Raw genomic sequence first — 15,425 nt, 5'->3', positions numbered from 1 at the left:
CGTCGTCGTCGTCATGGCCATTCTGTCCTTCATCGGTCTGGCCTGATTTTTCAAGGCCTGATTTTCTCGAACCCCAGGAGTACCCGGCAATGGCCGAAACCTCACCTCACCTGTCCGCCGGCGCCTCGGCGCCCGCAGGCGACACAGGGTCATATATTGATTGGCCTGCCATTCTTGCCGGTGCGGTGCTTGCTTCCGCGGTATCGCTGGTGCTCATGACCTTCGGGTCCGCCATCGGCTTTTCCATGAGCGGCCCGTTCGGCAGCGAAGGCGTGTCCCCGTTCTGGGTGGCGGTGACCCTCGCGATCTGGGTGCTCTGGGTCCAGCTTTCGGCCTTCATGGCGGGCGGCTACGTGACCGGCCGCATGCGTCGGCGTCTCGGGGATGCCACCGATCACGAAGTCGACGTCCGCGACGGTATCCACGGGCTCATGGTCTGGGGAACCGGGGTGGCGTTCACCGCGATCCTTGCCTTTGGTGGCATTGGGGGGCTGGCCTCGATCGCAGGACAGACCACCGGCGCGGCGGTCGGCGCAGCCTCTTCCCAGGCCGCAGATGCGACGGCTGACATCAACCCCTTCGACTACACCGTCGATCTGCTGTTCCGCACCGAGCAGCCCGATATCGCAGACGAGGCCGCACGGGCCGAGGCTAGCCGTATTCTGGTTGCAGGCGTGACCGGAGATGGCGTCACGGACGAAGACCGCGCCTATCTGGCCAATGTCGTTGCCACCCGCACCGGGCTCTCGCCGGATGAAGCTGCGGCTCGGGTCGACCAGGTCGTGGCCGAGGCACAGACCGTTCAGGCTGATATCGCCGAGGCGGCTGAACAGGCTCGGATCATTGCCATCCTTGCTGCCTTCCTGACCGGTGCGGCTCTGGTCGTCAGCGCAGCAGGTGCATACTTTGCAGCCGGCATGGGCGGTGACCACCGCGACCGCAACACGATCATCCCCTTCTTCAATCGCGTCAGGCGCACCTGACCGCTTGATCCAGGCGAATTCGCAAAGAGGCGGCCCCGGACCGGGCCGCTTTTTTTCTGGCCAACCGGGCTGAAAATCTCCATAGACTCTTCCCCATGGAAACACTGAACCGCCGCCAGATCTTGTCCGGATTGGCCCTTGCCGGGCTCGGCGCAAGCCTGTCCGCCTGCGCGTCGCTCCCCGTGATCACGACCACCGAGAGGACCGATCCCGTCTCCGCGGTGGCGGTGTCGGACGCCCGGGCCGCGCTCAACGCCATGCGACGCCGGGAGGGGCTGCCCGAACTGGTCCACAACCGGGTGCTTCAGGATTTGGCCGAAGAACAGGCCGCCATCATGGCGCGCACCACGCGGGTGGCGCACACCTCCGAGCCCGGAGAAGGGTTTTCGACCCGGCTGCGGCGCGTCGATTTCTGGGGCGGGGCGGGCGAAAATCTCGCCGGCGGCCCGCCGACCCTGACCTCGGTCATCGAAGGGTGGATGAACTCTCCTGCCCACCATCGGGTGATGGTCAATCCCGATTACCGCCAGTTCGGGCTTGCCGTGAGGCGCGGTCCATCGACGGTCACCAACACCTATGGCACCTACTGGGCGCTGATCATGGGCGTTCTGCCGCCTGAGGACCGCCGGGCCTGAAAGGCCTTCGCTAGCCCGCGCGTCGCTCGGCGGCCTGATGATCGTGCGTCTCTACGATTTCGATGCCTTTGCGTGCATCCCGGGTGATGACAAGCCGGGTGAAGCCTTCGCCGGGTTCGCGATCGTCTTCGGGCTCTTCCTCGAGCAGGCGCCGCCGGTCGGGCCCGAAATAGGGGCCGGCCTGGAAATAGTCGATGGGGGTATCGAGCTGGGCGCGCAGCCTGCGGGCGACCCGGGCCATGGTCTGCGGGAAGGCGATGATGTCATCGAATCCCATGCGGATATATTTGCCGTAGATTTCGGCGTCCAGTCCCTTGGTGAAGGCCAGCATGGGTGCGAACCGCACTGGATCGGCGTCGTGATGGCGTATGATCCGGACCGTATGGGCCAGAAGATCGGCGTCGATCCGGTAGTCCGCAAGGATATAAGTGATCGCCCGCCGGCGCGCCCGGCGGCCCAGATCCTCGATTCCATCAAACGGAGCGGTCTCACCGAAGCCCAGCGTCTCGCACAGCGCGGTGGTTTTTGCGATCCATTTGGCGTCTGAAGCAAAAAGCAGCGCGCCGCAGTCATCGAGCATTGTTTCCCCCCGGCCCTGTCGCTGTGGCGCCTGCCACCGAACCGTTCCCGGTCCACCCTAGTGCCCTGCGGTTACCATTTTCTCACTGGCCGGCCCGGCCCTTGCCCCGGGGCCCCAACCGCGCCAATGTGCGCCAACGATCAAGAGAAGCGGCGCGATTCAAGGCGTGCCGGGAAAAGCGAAAACACCGCCATGCATCTGGTCCTCGTCGACGGCTCGACCTTCATCTTCCGCGCCTATCATGCGCTGCCCCCGCTCACGCGCAAGTCCGACGGGCTGCCCGTCGGCGCGGTCTCGGGCTTTTGCAACATGCTCTACAAGCTGCACGAGGACCTCAAGAACGGGGAAGCCCCCACCCATATGGCGGTGATCTTCGACTATTCGGGGAAAAGCTTCCGCAACGATCTCTACCCCGACTACAAGGGCCACCGCCCCGATGCGCCCGAGGATCTGGTGCCCCAGTTTCCCCTGACCCGGGACGCGACCCGCGCCTTTTCCATCCTCGCCATCGAGCAGGAAGGGTTCGAGGCCGACGACATCATCGCCACCTACGCCACCCACGCCGTCAAGGAGGGGGGTAAGGTGACGATCGTTTCGTCCGATAAGGATCTGATGCAGCTGATCGGGCCCAATGTGCGCATGCTCGACACGCTCAAGGCCAAGTGGATCGGCCCCGACGAAGTGGTCGAGAAGTTCGGGGTGGGGCCCGAAAAGGTCGTGGACGTGCAGTCGCTGTGCGGGGACGCCGTGGACAATGTCCCCGGCGTGCCCGGCATCGGGGTCAAGACCGCAGCCTTGCTCATCAACGAATATGGCGACCTCGATACGCTGCTCTCGCGCGCCACCGAGATCAGGCAGCAAAAGCGCCGGGAAAACCTCATCGACCACGCCGAGCTGGCGCGCATCTCGCGCGAGCTGGTGCGGCTCAAGATCGACGTGCCGGTGGAGTTGCCCCTGGCCGATCTCGCCCGCCAGCCGCTCGACCCCAAGGTGCTGCTGCCTTTCCTCAAGGCCATGGAGTTCACCTCCTTTACCCGGCGCGTCGCGGCCCTGCTCGATGCGGACCCCGACGACTTCACCCCCGACACCGGACTTGCCGCCGATCCCGATGCGGGCACCGGCCAGTCGGGGATATCCGCCGATACCGGCGGCGCCCATGTGACCGATCACGGGCCCGAGGCCCATGCGGAGGCCGAGCTGGCGCGGATCGCCGCCATCCCTTGCCGGCACGAGGACTATGAGATCGTGCGCGACGCCGCAGCGCTCGAGGCGTGGGTGGCGCGCATCTACGCCATGGGCCATGTGGCGGTGGACACCGAGACCACCGGGCTCGACAACCAGCAGGCCGATCTCGTGGGCATCTGCCTTTCGACCGAGCCTGGGCTGGCCTGCTATATCCCGCTCGGGCATACCGATGGCGAGGACATGTTCGGCTCGGGCCTCACAGAAGGCCAGATGCCTATGGACCCCGCGCTCGCGATCCTCAAGCCGGCGCTCGAGGATCCCTCGATCCTCAAGATCGGGCAGAACCTGAAATACGATATCGGGATCTTGAAGCGCTACGAGGTAGATCTCTCGCCCATCGACGACACCATGCTCATCAGCTACGCGCTCGACGGGGCGCGCAACAACGGCATGGACGCGCTGGCCGAGCGCTATCTGTCCCACACCTGTATCAAGTTCACCGACATCGCGGGCACCGGCAAGGCGCAAAAGACCTTCAACCAGATCGACATCGAGACCGCCGCGAAATACGCCGCCGAGGATGCCGACATCACGCTGCGGCTGTGGCACGTGCTCAAGCCCCGGCTGGCCGCACATGGCGCCACCACGGTCTATGAGACGCTCGACCGCCCGCTGGCCCCGGTGCTCGCGCGCATGGAGGCGCGCGGGGTGTCGGTCGACCGGCAGATCCTCTCCCGGCTTTCGGGCGATTTCGCCCAGCGCGCCGCCGCGCTCGAGGCGAGCGCCCACGAGCAGGCCGGCGAGACCTTCAATCTGGGCTCGCCCAAGCAGCTGGGCGATATCCTCTTTGGCAGGATGGGGCTCGAAGGCGGCAAGAAGACCAAGACCGGCGCCTGGGCCACGGGCGCCTCGGTGCTCGACGATCTCGCCGCCCAGGGCGTGCCGCTGGCCCAGACGCTTTTGGACTGGCGCGGGGTGACCAAGCTCAAATCCACCTATACCGATGCGCTGCCCGGCTATATCAACGCCCGCACCGGAAGGGTGCACACCTCATACCATCAGGCGGCGGTGGCCACGGGCCGTCTCTCGTCCACCGAACCGAACCTGCAGAACATTCCCATCCGCACCGAGGACGGGCGCAAGATCCGCACGGCTTTCGTCGCCGCGCCGGGCCATCTGCTGATTTCTGCGGACTATTCCCAGATCGAATTGCGCGTGCTCGCCCACATCGCCGATATCGGGACCTTGAAAGACGCGTTCGAGGAGGGGCTGGACATTCACGCCATGACCGCGTCCGAAATGTTCGGCGTGCCCATCGATGGCATGGACCCCATGATCCGGCGCCGGGCCAAGGCGATCAATTTCGGCATCATCTACGGGATATCAGCCTTCGGGCTGGCCAACCAGCTCGGCATCTCGCGCAGCGAGGCGGGGGACTACATCAAGACCTATTTCGCCCGCTTTCCCGGCATCCAGGACTATATGGACGAGCAGCGCCGGCGGGTGAAGGCGCAGGGCTATGTCTCGACCATTTTCGGGCGCCGCATTCCCTTCGAGAACGCCAACACCAAGAACCCGTCCGAGCGGGCCTTCATCGAGCGCGCCTCGATCAACGCGCCCATTCAGGGCTCGGCCGCCGATATCATCCGCCGGGCGATGATCCGCATGGAAGAGGTGCTTTCATCGGAAAAGATCGAGGCGGACATGCTCTTGCAGGTCCATGACGAACTGATCTTCGAGGCGCCCGAGGACAAGGCCGAAAGCGCCATCCCGCTCATCCGCCGCGTCATGGAAGCCGCCGCCGAACCAACGTTGCGACTATCAGTGCCGTTGCAGGTGGATGCAAAAGCCGCACAGAACTGGGGAGCGGCACATTAGGGGGCAGGGCATGTATCGATATAGGTTCAAGTTTGTTGAGGGCGACAATGGCGGGATCAGGGTCCAGTTCTTGCGCGACGACGAAATCCTCATGTCCTCCGAAAGCTATATGGAGAGGGAAACTGCGGAAAGTCTAGTTAATGCGGTTAGAAAAGGGCTCTCCAGAACCACCGATCAAGCCCTCATGAAAAAAGATAGGAGTACATCAGGCCATTTTAGGGTGTTTTCCGCTAGTGACAATCACTTCTATTTCTCTATGTACGCCGCCAACAACGAACTTTTGCTAAAATCTAAATCATTTACGGACAAACGCGGCGCGGAAAGCTGCGTTGATGTATTCAAAACGTTTGCGCAAAACGCTCCGCTCGAAGAAGCAGACACTGATGAAAATCAGAACCGCGATAATTTGGTGCGACAGCTGTCGAGAAATGCCGACCTTCTTCAATCTTGGGCAGCATCAATCGATGTAGCAATTGCCGATGTAATCGATGAGATGCAAGAAGCCATTCCAAATGAACCTGAGCAGCTGGATGAGCATTATGCATTTCGAGCATTTCTGACCGAGTTGCGCGGTGATCTAAAAACCGTTCGGAAGGAACTGAGAGTAGAACTGATCGAGTCTTCAGCCAGCGAAAAAGAACAGGCGCTTGGGACCATTCGAAAGCTTTCACAGACCGTTGAAAACTGGCTGCAAAAACATGCTGCTGCTCTGCACAAGTTAAAAAGGATAGCGATAATTGGATTAGCCTGTAGTTTCTTGGCAGCCTGCGGAGTGCCTGGGCCGGCAGCAGCAGCAATCGCCGTAGCCGTGCTCGAAGGAGGAGACATACTAGAGGCGATAAAGAAAATTCGATAGTTGAGTTTGTTCATAATGTCTTTGCGAAGTCTCGTTAATAGAAGAGAATAATCCGCGTATGATAGAGGCAAGAATTTCCAAAGATGGTGGATGGAACGCACACCAGGCGCGTCCAACATTTTTCTTCTTAGGATGCTGGCCCGATTCGGACGATGCAATGTGTGCTTTTGTGCGGTATTATTTTCCGTAGAGTTTTGACGACTATGGACCACTTCCTCACCGCCCAAGAATCCATCTACGAAATCGCCTTCGCCGAACTCTGTGCCGGCGAGAAGCGCAGCCATTGGATGTGGTTCATCTTCCCGCAGATCGCCGGGTTGGGTGTGAGCGCCATGAGCCAACGCTATGCGCTCAGGTCTTCGGTCGAGGCGCGGGCCTATCTGGCGCATCCCGTTCTCGGGGCCCGGCTTATTGCCTGCACGCAAGCCGTTCTCGGCCATGCCGAGAGATCGGCCCAGTCCATCTTCGGGCATCCCGATGATCTGAAGTTTCGCTCGTCGATGACACTGTTTGCCCGCGCGGCGCCAGACGCGCCGGTCTTTGCGCAAGCGCTCGACATTTTCTTCGACGGGAAGGAAGACCCCGAGACTCTCAAGCGCCTCGGGTAAGAGCGGCTTCGGCGCAGGGATGTGCACCTGCGAACGACGACCCGGCTATGCCCGCCACAGGGTCGCCAACCCCAAAAACCCAACCCAAGCAACAAAAAACCGCCGGGGGTGCCGGCGGTTTTTCTCGTTCTCGGTGCCCTCGCCCCTTCCGGGGCGGACGGTCAGTACCGGTAGTGGTCGGGCTTGAAGGGGCCGTTCTGGGGCACGCCGATATAGTCGGCCTGGCCCTTGGAGAGCTTGGTCAGCTTGGCGCCCAGTTTTTCCAGATGCAGCGCGGCGACCTTTTCGTCCAGATGCTTGGGCAGCACATAGACCTGGTTGTCGTACTGGTCGGCCTTGGTCCAGAGCTCGATCTGGGCGAGGGTCTGGTTGGCGAACGAGGCGCTCATCACAAAGGACGGGTGGCCCGTGGCGTTGCCCAGATTGACCAGACGGCCCTCGGAAAGAAGGATCATCTTCTTGCCGTCGGGGAATTCGACGAGGTCGACCTGCGGCTTGACGTTGGTCCAGCGGAAATTGCGCAGCCCGGCCACCTGGATCTCGTTGTCGAAGTGCCCGATATTGCACACGATGGCCATGTTCTTGACCCGGCGCATGTGGTCGACGGTGAGGATGTCGCGGTTGCCCGTGCAGGTCACCACGATATCGGCGCGCTCGATGTCGTCCTCGAGCGTCACCACCTCAAACCCGTCCATCGCCGCCTGCAGCGCACAGATCGGATCGATCTCGGTCACCAGAACCCGCGCGCCGGCGCCGCGCAGGGATTCGGCCGATCCCTTGCCCACGTCGCCATATCCGCAGACGATGGCGACCTTGCCGGCCATCATCACGTCGGTGCCGCGCCGGATCGCGTCCACGAGGCTCTCCCGGCAGCCATATTTGTTGTCGAACTTGCTCTTGGTGACGCTGTCATTGACGTTGATCGCCGGGAAGGGCAGCTCGCCGCGCTCCTGAAGCTGGTAGAGGCGCATCACGCCCGTCGTGGTCTCTTCAGAGACGCCCCGGATCGCCGCGCGGATCTTCGAGTAGAAATCCGGGTGGGTGGCGAGGCGCTTTTTGATGGTGGCGAAAAGGATTTCCTCCTCCTCGCTGCCGGGCTTGTCGAGCACGCTGGGGTCGGTCTCGGCCTTGGCGCCCGTGAGCACCAGCATGGTGGCGTCCCCGCCATCGTCGAGGATCATGTTGGGCGTGCCCCCGTCGCCCCATTCCATCATGCGGTCGGTATAGGCCCAGTATTCCTCAAGGCTCTCGCCCTTGTGCGCGAAAACCGGAATGCCCGCGGCGGCGATGGCCGCGGCGGCATGGTCCTGGGTCGAAAAGATGTTGCAGCTCACCCAGCGCACATCCGCGCCCAGCGCGGCGAGGGTTTCGATCAGAACGGCGGTCTGGATGGTCATGTGCAGCGAACCGGCGATGCGGGCGCCCTTGAGCGGCTGGGCGGCGGCATATTCGGCGCGGATCGCCATCAGGCCGGGCATCTCGATCTCGGCCATCTCGATTTCCTTGCGCCCGTAATCGGCAAGCGCGATATCCTTGACTGCATAATCGGTGAACGCCGCGGTCATGGCCGGTGCTCCTTGGCATGGTGTCGGTCTGGATTGGCCATGGTTATACGCAGGCCGCGCCCGGCGCACAACACGGGATATAAAGAAAGTTTTATATCTGTCCCGAGCGGGAGAAAGGAGAGGGGGACGTCCGGCCGCTCAGTGGGCGGGATCGAGCCCCTCACTGTCCTCGTCGAACCCGCAGGTGACCAACTCGGCGATCGCCTCGACCGCTTCTCGGGCCTGCCGGCCCGTGGCGCGCACGAGAATGGTCGAGCCCGGCCCCGCGGCCAGCATCATCAGGCCCATGATCGAGGTGCCCCCCACCGTCATGCCGTCCCGGCTCACGGTGACTTCGGCGTCGAAATGGTCCGCGGTCCTCACGAACCGGGCCGAGGCGCGGGCGTGCAGGCCCCGCCGGTTGCAGATGGTCAGCCGCTGGCAGATGGCGCGGCCCGGTTCGGCAATAGGTGTCGTCATTTCCCCAATACGTCGTTGGCCACGTTGATGTATTTGCGTCCCGCCTCCTGAGCGAGCCGCACGGCGTCCTTCATGTCGATCTCCCCGCGAATCCTGGCCAGCTTGACCAGAAGCGGCAGGTTGAACCCCGCGATCACCTCGATCTCGCCCTGATCCATCACCGAGATGGCAAGGTTCGACGGCGTGCCCCCGAACATGTCGGTGAGGATCACCACCCCCGCACCGCTGTCGGTCGCCCGGACCGCGGCGATGATATCGTTGCGCCGGGCCTCCATATCGTCATCCGCGCCGATCGAGACCGCCGCAATGGCCTCCTGGGGCCCGACAATGTGTTCGAGCGCCAGCTGGAATTCCTCCGCGAGCCGCCCATGGGTCACAAGGACCATGCCGATCATATCGTCTTCAGCCTTTCCAGCCACGCGCAACCGGGAGGACTCTTGTCCGGACCGGCTCAGGATTCAAGACATTTCGGTCGGGTGTGACCCGATATCGCCCGCAACCGCTGCGAGCGCGGCGCCGACCAGCAGCCTCTGGTGCCCCCCGTCGACGATGCCGCGCCGGGGCACCGGGCATCGCGCCAGATCCAAGCCCTCGATCCGTACGCGAAACTGGCCGTCCTCGGGCATGCGTTCGAGGGTATCGACCAGATCGACGACCAGATGCAGCGGCGCGCGCGGCATATGGCATATGGCGATGATCCCGCGCCCGCGCAACTCGATCATCCCCGCAAGGGTGTCGGGCGCCACCATCACGAGGCCATCGGACATCCGCTCGAGGGCAATCCGGTCGTCCGAAACCAGCGCGCCGGGCGTACCCGCCAGCCGTGTGTGCTCGAGCAAGTCGAGCGCCAGGAGCGACTTCCCGCTTCCCGAAGCCCCACGGATCAAAATGCCGAGCCCGTCGAGCACCAGCCCGGTGCCGTGGATGGTAGCGGCGGAGCTCATGATCTGGCGCGCGGCAGGGTAAGGGTGAAGACGGCACCGCTGCGGTCCTTGCGATTGCCCGCCTCGAGCGCTCCCTTGTGGGCTTCGGCGATCTGGCGGGAAATCGACAGCCCGAGCCCGGAATGGTCTCCGAAGCTCTCGGATTCGGGACGGTCGGTATAGAACCGGTCGAACACCTTGTCGCCATTGGCGCCCAGCCCCGGCCCCTCGTCGGTGACGGTCACCGTGACCTTTTCGGCGTCCGCGGTGACCGAGACGGTCACGGTGCTCTCGGCGGCCGAGAATGACACCGCGTTGTCGATCAGATTGGTGAAGATCTGGGCCAGCCGGTTGTCATGACCCTTGACCAGCGGCATGTACTTGCCCCTGGCAGGCACGAAGGCCAAATGCACGCCCCGGCTGGCAGCCAGATCGGTCTGGATCGACACGATCGCCTCGGCGAGCTGGCCGATATCGACGGTTTCGGTGTTCTCGCGGGCCAACTCGGCATCGATGCGGCTGGCGTTGGAAATGTCGGAAATCAGCCGGTCGAGCCGGCGCACATCGTGCTGGATGATGTCGGCGAGCCGCTTGCGGTCGGCCGCGGTCTTGGCCAGGGGCAGGGTTTCGACCGCGCTTCTGAGCGAGGTCAGCGGGTTCTTGAGCTCATGGGCCACATCGGCGGCGAACCGTTCGATGGCTTCGATACGGTTGTAGAGCGCGTTGGTCATCGAGCGCAGGGAGCCCGAAAGGTGGCCGATCTCGTCACTCCGGTCGGTGAAATCCGGGATCTCGGTCCGCGCCTGGATCGAGGATTGCACCCGCTCTGCCGCTTCGGCCAGCCGGCGCATGGGCCCCGCAATCGTGCCGGCCATCAGCGCGGACATCAAGCCGGTCACCGCGGCGGCGACCAGCGCGATCCGGAGAATCGACCAACGCTCCTGGGTGACGATGGCGTCGATATCGCCCGGCGTCGTCGAGAGCAGGAGGCTGCCCAGCACATTGTTCTGGCGCTGGACGGGAACGGCCACCGACACCACGAGCTGGCCGCGCTCGTCCACCCGCACGATGTCGGCGGGCGAGCCGCCCAGGGCCGCCGCGACCTCGGGATAGCGCAGGCCCTCATGGGGGGCATAGTCCTGGTAGGAGGGATAGTCCGCGCCCCGGAACAGCCGCGAAAGCCGGTTCCACCAGTCGAAAAGGAAAAACCCCGTTCCCGAGGGTTGTTCGATGGCGCTCGAACGCAGCAGCTCCCCGCTCGCATAGATGTTGTTGGAATCGAGGATCATGATGCCCTCGCGGTCAAAGATGCGGGCCCGCGTCCGGGTCGGCGTCACGAGGTTGCGCAAGAGCGGGGCGACCCGCTCGGGGTCGATGGGGAACGAGAAGCTGGGGTCGAAAAAGGTGAAGGAGGAGGGACTGTCGCCCATATAGAGCTCGAGCAGTCGGTCGGGATTGACCGTGAGGAATTCAGAATCCGTTCCGGTCGAAGCGGCGATCGCCGCCGAGATGATCTCCCCCTGCACCCGCAGCGACTGCACGCGGACGTCGATCAGCCCGGCCCGGAATGAGTTGAGGTACATGATCCCTGCAACCAGCGCGGCAAGCGCCACGAGGTTGAGGATGACGATCCGGCGGGTGAGCGAGGAAAAGAAGGTGAAGTTGATCGCGCGCCCGATCGCGCGCACCAGAGCCACCGCCGGACGCACAACGAGCGCATGGACCGGGCGTCGCCTCTCGGGCTGATCCCGGTCCGGCTCCACGGCGGAGCCGAGCCGATCTTCACGCTGCAGCCGGTCGTCCAAATCCCGACTATTGCTCCTTGAACCGGTAGCCGACCCCGTAGAGCGTCTCGATCATGTCGAAGCTGTCGTCCACGCTCTTGAACTTCTTGCGCAGTCGCTTGATGTGGCTGTCGATCGTGCGATCATCCACATAGACCTGATCGTCATAGGCTGCGTCCATGAGCGCGTTGCGGCTCTTGACGACCCCCGGGCGCTGGGCCAGCGCGAGCAGGATCAGGAACTCGGTGACCGTGAGGGTCACGCGCTGGCCCTTCCACGTGCAGGTGTGGCGCTCCTGGTCCATGACCAGAAAGCCGCGCTCGAGTGAGCCGCGCGCCGTGCCGTCCTCGCTGGGAGCGCCGCCGGTGGCCGGAGCATCCTTGGGCGCCGCGGCGCGGCGCAGTACGGCCTTTACACGCTCGACCAGAAGGCGCTGGGAGAAGGGCTTGGTGATGAAATCGTCGGCGCCCATCTTGAGCCCGAACAGCTCGTCGATCTCCTCGTCCTTGGAGGTCAGGAAGATCACCGGAACGTCGGACTTCTGACGCAGCCGGCGCAGAAGTTCCATGCCGTCCATTCTCGGCATCTTGATGTCCAGGATGGCGAGATCCGGACGCTCGCTCGTCAGTCCTTCAAGGCCGGATGCACCGTCGGTATAGGTAGCAACCTGGTAGCCTTCGGCCTCCAGTGTCATGGACACCGAAGTCAGGATGTTGCGGTCGTCATCGACCAGAGCGATCTTGGGCATGAATTCCCCTTCTGTCGGAATGGGCGACGCCTGAACGGTAGGGCGTCGGCCTGATGAACTCGAGGCCGTCAGCATTTCCGTTTCGGGTTTGGCCTTCACATTACGCGTAAATTATGGCGCCACCAAACGTTCCCTTTCCCTGAGCGGTGCGTTGGGTTTTCAGACGAACGTCGTAAGACCCATTGCCAGATGGTTGGGCAGGGCCTGTGTGGCCTAGTGTCAGGCTCTAGATAGGCATCCGGCGCGCCGATGGAAGGGCGCTGCGCCTGTCGGGTATCCGTTTGCAATCCTTACCAGTGTGGTCGACAATGACGTCCTTGCCCTGCCAGAGCCTCGCCCTCTCCCTAGCCGATCGCGCGGCGGCGGTTTATCGCAACGACAGCGCCGCGGTGCTCGTCGAGGCTGCCGTCGACCGCAAGGAAGGCAAATTGAGCGCAGAGGGCGCCTTCGTCACCAACACCGGCGTCTTCACCGGCCGTTCGGCCAAGGACAAATATGTGGTGCGCGACGAGCACACCGACAAGCTGGTCTGGTGGGACAACACCGCCGCGCTCACCCCCGAGCAGTTCGACGTGCTGCGCGCCGATATCGAAGCGAGCCTTTCGGGGCGCGAGCTTTTCGTCCAGGACCTGTTTGCCGGCGCCGATCCCGCCCACCAGTTCAACGTATCGGTGTTCACGCCTTCGGCCTGGCACGCCCTTTTTATCCGCAATCTTCTGATCCGCCCCGCGCGCAACGGGCTGGACGGATTCGCGCCCGATGTCACCATCGTGCACAATCCCGACTTCGTCGCCGATCCGGCGCGGCACGGCACGCGTTCTGGCACCGTGATCGCCCTCGATTTCTCGCGTAACATCGTGCTTGTGGGCGGCACGGCCTATGCCGGCGAAATCAAGAAGAGCGTCTTTTCGCTGTTCAATTTCCATGCGCCCGCCGAAGGCGTTCTGCCCATGCACTGCTCGGCCAATATGGGCAAGGAAGGCGACAGCGCCCTGTTCTTCGGGCTTTCGGGCACCGGCAAGACTACGCTCTCGACCGACCCCAACCGCACGCTTGTCGGCGACGACGAGCATGGCTGGTCCGATACCGGGGTCTTCAACCTTGAGGGCGGGTGCTACGCCAAGGCCATCGACCTTTCGCCGCGCGCCGAGCCTGAGATTTATGCGGCGACCCGCCGCTTTGGCACCGTGCTCGAAAATGTGGGCATTGACCCCGACAGCCGCGAACTCGATTATGCCGATCGCTCGCGGACGGAAAATACCCGGGCGGCCTATCCGCTCTACATCATGGACAACGTCTCGCGCACCGGCACGGCACCGGCGCCGGCCAATATCGTGCTTCTGACCTGCGACGCCTTCGGCGTTCTGCCTCCGATCGCAAGGCTGACGCCCGACCAGGCCGTCTATCACTTCCTTTCGGGCTACACGGCCAAGGTCGCAGGCACCGAGCGGGGCGTTACCGAGCCGGAAGCCACCTTCTCGGCCTGCTTCGGGGCGCCGTTCATGAGCCTGCACCCGACCGTTTATGGCCGCATGCTGAAAAAGCGGATCAAGGAAAGCCTTTCAGAGTGCTGGCTGATCAACACCGGCTGGACCGGCGGCGCCTATGGCGTGGGCAAGCGCATCTCGATCGCCGACACCCGGGCCCTGCTCGATGCGGCGCTGTCCGGTCAGCTCGTCAACGCGCCGGCGCGGCTCGATCCCGTCTTCGGCTTCTCGGTGCCGCTGGCCGTGCCCGGCGTTGAGCCCGCGCTGCTCGATCCCCGCGAGAGCTGGGACGACAAGGAGGCCTATGACCGGCAGTCCGCTCGGCTGGTCGGGCTCTTTGAAGCCAATTTCGAGAAGTTCGAGGCCGCCGACGCCCAGATCGCCGAGGCGGGCCCCCGGCTCGCGGTGGCCGCCGAATAAGGCGCACGGCACGGCTCGCCCTGCACGAGGAATTTGAAAAGGCCCGCCCCGCGATTGGGGCGGGCCTTTTTTCTGAGCGAGAATTCTCTTATCGGCAGCCGCAAGCAGGCCGCTGCACGAACGCGCGGATCGGCCCCGATCACCTGCGGTCGGGCTTGATGACCCGATGCTTGGGCGAGTAATTCTGGAGGTGGGGGGGCAACACAGGATCGCTGTCGGCCACCATGGCCCGGCGGACCGAAAGCAGCCGGAAAGGATCAGGGGGCGTAAAAGATGTGCGCGCCGATCGATGCGATCGCGGCATAGGCCGAAGCCCAGGAGGGATTGACCGCCGTTGTATGGAAATGCAGCGCCGTCCGCAGGCCGTCCTCGTGGCGCTTGCCCTCGAGGAACTGCTTGTAGGCCATGTCGGCCACGATATTGGATTTCACCCAGGATTCGCGGTCGATCACATTGCCACCGCGCCAGTCCACGGGGCGCCCGTTGCAGGCAAAAGAGAACTGGCAGCGGTTGTAGAGATGTGCGTTCTGGAACACGACGTCGCACACGGTGTCGGGATACTGACGGGAATCCACGCGATTGAGGATGACCGAGGCGACCGCCCACTGGCCCTTTTCGGGCTCGCCACGCGACTCGTGATAGACCGCCTGGGCGAGGCATTCGCGCTCTCGCACGGCGACGTCCTTGCGCTCTTGGGTTTCGACGAACCCGTCTTCGACGTAGGCGGCAAGTGCAGCGGCCAGCGCGTCGGCCCCCAAATCGGCAGACTCTCTTGCGGCTTGGTCCTCGCCCTCAGGCAGCAGATGCTGGGCATAGCCGAGCGTGAGGGTGGGGGCGAAAGGGGAAATCGATACGGGGGAATCAAGGACCGTGTTGGTCGAAGCCAGAGCGTTGAGCGCCAGAACGGCACTTTCGGCCGGAACCGAACCCGGTCCGACGTCGTTGGCCTGTGCACCCGACAATGCTGCAGTGCCTGCGAGAAGCACTGCAATGGCCCCGGTTGCCAAACGAGAAATGGCGTGTTGATAGCCCGCCATGAGTCCCCTTGTAGCCCTGTCGGCCACCTTGATCGTGACCTCGCGTCGGTAGCGAGCCCTATCGGGTGGCACCTGTTAACGCGATGTTTAGCTTAATCGGTGGTTAACGACCGACTTGTAGCCGCCCCTAGGCTAGCCGTAAAGGGGTTTGCTTGCCGCAACGTTGTGCAGACGCCCGCAATTTTATGTTGATGGGAATGATGACGCGTTCAGGACCCGGTCCGGGCGCGTTTCGGCAAGAAGCCGCATATAAGGTTGGGGGTCAGAAACGCGACAG

At 63.5% G+C, this 15,425-nt stretch carries 14 protein-coding genes; 6 read left to right on the top strand and 8 right to left on the bottom strand.

Going from position 1 to position 15,425, the window contains the following annotated elements:
* The first annotated feature begins 89 nt into the window (after window positions 1–89).
* Together EO136_RS14700 and EO136_RS14695 are read left to right on the top strand one after the other, a co-directional pair.
* Window positions 90–983 (top strand): hypothetical protein, encoded by an 894-nt coding sequence (locus tag EO136_RS14700; RefSeq protein WP_127145139.1) that lies wholly within the window; start codon window positions 90–92, stop codon window positions 981–983.
* Window positions 984–1,078: 95 nt separating this feature from the next.
* Window positions 1,079–1,618, top strand: a complete 540-nt coding sequence (locus tag EO136_RS14695; RefSeq protein WP_127145138.1) for a CAP domain-containing protein — start codon at window positions 1,079–1,081, stop codon at window positions 1,616–1,618.
* Window positions 1,619–1,628: 10 nt separating this feature from the next.
* On the opposite strand, the gene EO136_RS14690 is transcribed toward EO136_RS14695, so the two are convergent.
* Window positions 1,629–2,198: a hypothetical protein gene (locus tag EO136_RS14690; RefSeq protein ID WP_127145137.1), complete on the bottom strand. Its 570-nt coding sequence runs from the start codon at window positions 2,196–2,198 to the stop codon at window positions 1,629–1,631.
* Window positions 2,199–2,390: 192 nt separating this feature from the next.
* Between EO136_RS14690 and polA the strand changes: the two genes are divergently transcribed.
* The 3 genes from polA to EO136_RS14675 all read left to right on the top strand — a co-directional run bounded on the left by polA (window position 2,391) and on the right by EO136_RS14675 (window position 6,725).
* A complete protein-coding gene (polA, locus tag EO136_RS14685; RefSeq protein ID WP_127145136.1) occupies window positions 2,391–5,261 on the top strand; it encodes a DNA polymerase I in 2,871 nt (956 codons plus the stop codon).
* 70 nt (window positions 5,262–5,331) lie between these two features.
* Window positions 5,332–6,117 (top strand): YegP family protein, encoded by a 786-nt coding sequence (locus EO136_RS14680; protein ID WP_164730618.1) that lies wholly within the window; start codon window positions 5,332–5,334, stop codon window positions 6,115–6,117.
* Between the two features lie 203 nt (window positions 6,118–6,320).
* On the top strand, window positions 6,321–6,725 hold the full coding sequence (locus EO136_RS14675) for a DUF1810 domain-containing protein (RefSeq protein ID WP_127145134.1): 405 nt from the start codon (window positions 6,321–6,323) through the stop codon (window positions 6,723–6,725).
* Window positions 6,726–6,886: 161 nt separating this feature from the next.
* On the opposite strand, the gene ahcY is transcribed toward EO136_RS14675, so the two are convergent.
* The 6 genes from ahcY to EO136_RS14645 all read right to left on the bottom strand — a co-directional run bounded on the left by ahcY (window position 6,887) and on the right by EO136_RS14645 (window position 12,204).
* Complete coding sequence (ahcY, locus tag EO136_RS14670; protein WP_127145133.1) at window positions 6,887–8,290, bottom strand: adenosylhomocysteinase; 1,404 nt, start codon at window positions 8,288–8,290, stop codon at window positions 6,887–6,889.
* A gap of 138 nt (window positions 8,291–8,428) precedes the next feature.
* Window positions 8,429–8,749 (bottom strand): HPr family phosphocarrier protein, encoded by a 321-nt coding sequence (locus EO136_RS14665; RefSeq protein ID WP_127145132.1) that lies wholly within the window; start codon window positions 8,747–8,749, stop codon window positions 8,429–8,431.
* Entirely contained in the window at window positions 8,746–9,144 is a 399-nt protein-coding gene (locus EO136_RS14660; protein WP_127145131.1) for a PTS sugar transporter subunit IIA, read from the bottom strand. Before EO136_RS14660 ends, EO136_RS14665 begins: the two co-directional genes overlap by 4 nt.
* A 63-nt stretch (window positions 9,145–9,207) precedes the next feature.
* Window positions 9,208–9,693: an HPr kinase/phosphorylase gene (locus EO136_RS14655; RefSeq protein ID WP_127145130.1), complete on the bottom strand. Its 486-nt coding sequence runs from the start codon at window positions 9,691–9,693 to the stop codon at window positions 9,208–9,210.
* Window positions 9,690–11,477: a stimulus-sensing domain-containing protein gene (locus EO136_RS14650; protein ID WP_127145129.1), complete on the bottom strand. Its 1,788-nt coding sequence runs from the start codon at window positions 11,475–11,477 to the stop codon at window positions 9,690–9,692. Before EO136_RS14650 ends, EO136_RS14655 begins: the two co-directional genes overlap by 4 nt.
* A gap of 7 nt (window positions 11,478–11,484) precedes the next feature.
* Window positions 11,485–12,204: a response regulator transcription factor gene (locus EO136_RS14645; protein WP_127145128.1), complete on the bottom strand. Its 720-nt coding sequence runs from the start codon at window positions 12,202–12,204 to the stop codon at window positions 11,485–11,487.
* A gap of 308 nt (window positions 12,205–12,512) precedes the next feature.
* Here EO136_RS14645 and EO136_RS14640 point away from each other — a divergent pair, with 308 nt between their 5' ends.
* Entirely contained in the window at window positions 12,513–14,111 is a 1,599-nt protein-coding gene (locus EO136_RS14640; RefSeq protein ID WP_127145127.1) for a phosphoenolpyruvate carboxykinase, read from the top strand.
* A 257-nt stretch (window positions 14,112–14,368) separates the two neighbouring features.
* Here the strand turns inward: EO136_RS14640 and EO136_RS14635 are convergent, their stop codons facing one another.
* Complete coding sequence (locus EO136_RS14635) at window positions 14,369–15,148, bottom strand: cell wall hydrolase (RefSeq protein WP_127145126.1); 780 nt, start codon at window positions 15,146–15,148, stop codon at window positions 14,369–14,371.
* Window positions 15,149–15,425 lie beyond the last annotated feature (277 nt).

Source organism: Pelagibacterium montanilacus, assembly GCF_003992665.1.
In the GTDB taxonomy this organism is placed as follows: domain Bacteria; phylum Pseudomonadota; class Alphaproteobacteria; order Rhizobiales; family Devosiaceae; genus Pelagibacterium; species Pelagibacterium montanilacus.
Note: the sequence above shows the minus strand (reverse complement) of the source record. Positions and strands in the feature narration are given on the sequence as shown.

Excerpts from the sequence above, each read along its gene's own strand:
- EO136_RS14700 (WP_127145139.1), top strand. The coding sequence starts at position 90 with ATGGCCGAAACCTCACCTCACCTGTCCGCCGGCGCCTCGGCGCCCGCA.
- EO136_RS14695 (WP_127145138.1), top strand. The coding sequence starts at position 1,079 with ATGGAAACACTGAACCGCCGCCAGATCTTGTCCGGATTGGCCCTTGCC.
- EO136_RS14690 (WP_127145137.1), bottom strand. The coding sequence starts at position 2,198 with ATGCTCGATGACTGCGGCGCGCTGCTTTTTGCTTCAGACGCCAAATGG.
- polA (WP_127145136.1), top strand. The coding sequence starts at position 2,391 with ATGCATCTGGTCCTCGTCGACGGCTCGACCTTCATCTTCCGCGCCTAT.
- EO136_RS14675 (WP_127145134.1), top strand. The coding sequence starts at position 6,321 with ATGGACCACTTCCTCACCGCCCAAGAATCCATCTACGAAATCGCCTTC.
- ahcY (WP_127145133.1), bottom strand. The coding sequence starts at position 8,290 with ATGACCGCGGCGTTCACCGATTATGCAGTCAAGGATATCGCGCTTGCC.
- EO136_RS14665 (WP_127145132.1), bottom strand. The coding sequence starts at position 8,749 with ATGACGACACCTATTGCCGAACCGGGCCGCGCCATCTGCCAGCGGCTG.
- EO136_RS14660 (WP_127145131.1), bottom strand. The coding sequence starts at position 9,144 with ATGATCGGCATGGTCCTTGTGACCCATGGGCGGCTCGCGGAGGAATTC.
- EO136_RS14655 (WP_127145130.1), bottom strand. The coding sequence starts at position 9,693 with ATGAGCTCCGCCGCTACCATCCACGGCACCGGGCTGGTGCTCGACGGG.
- EO136_RS14645 (WP_127145128.1), bottom strand. The coding sequence starts at position 12,204 with ATGCCCAAGATCGCTCTGGTCGATGACGACCGCAACATCCTGACTTCG.
- EO136_RS14640 (WP_127145127.1), top strand. The coding sequence starts at position 12,513 with ATGACGTCCTTGCCCTGCCAGAGCCTCGCCCTCTCCCTAGCCGATCGC.
- EO136_RS14635 (WP_127145126.1), bottom strand. The coding sequence starts at position 15,148 with ATGGCGGGCTATCAACACGCCATTTCTCGTTTGGCAACCGGGGCCATT.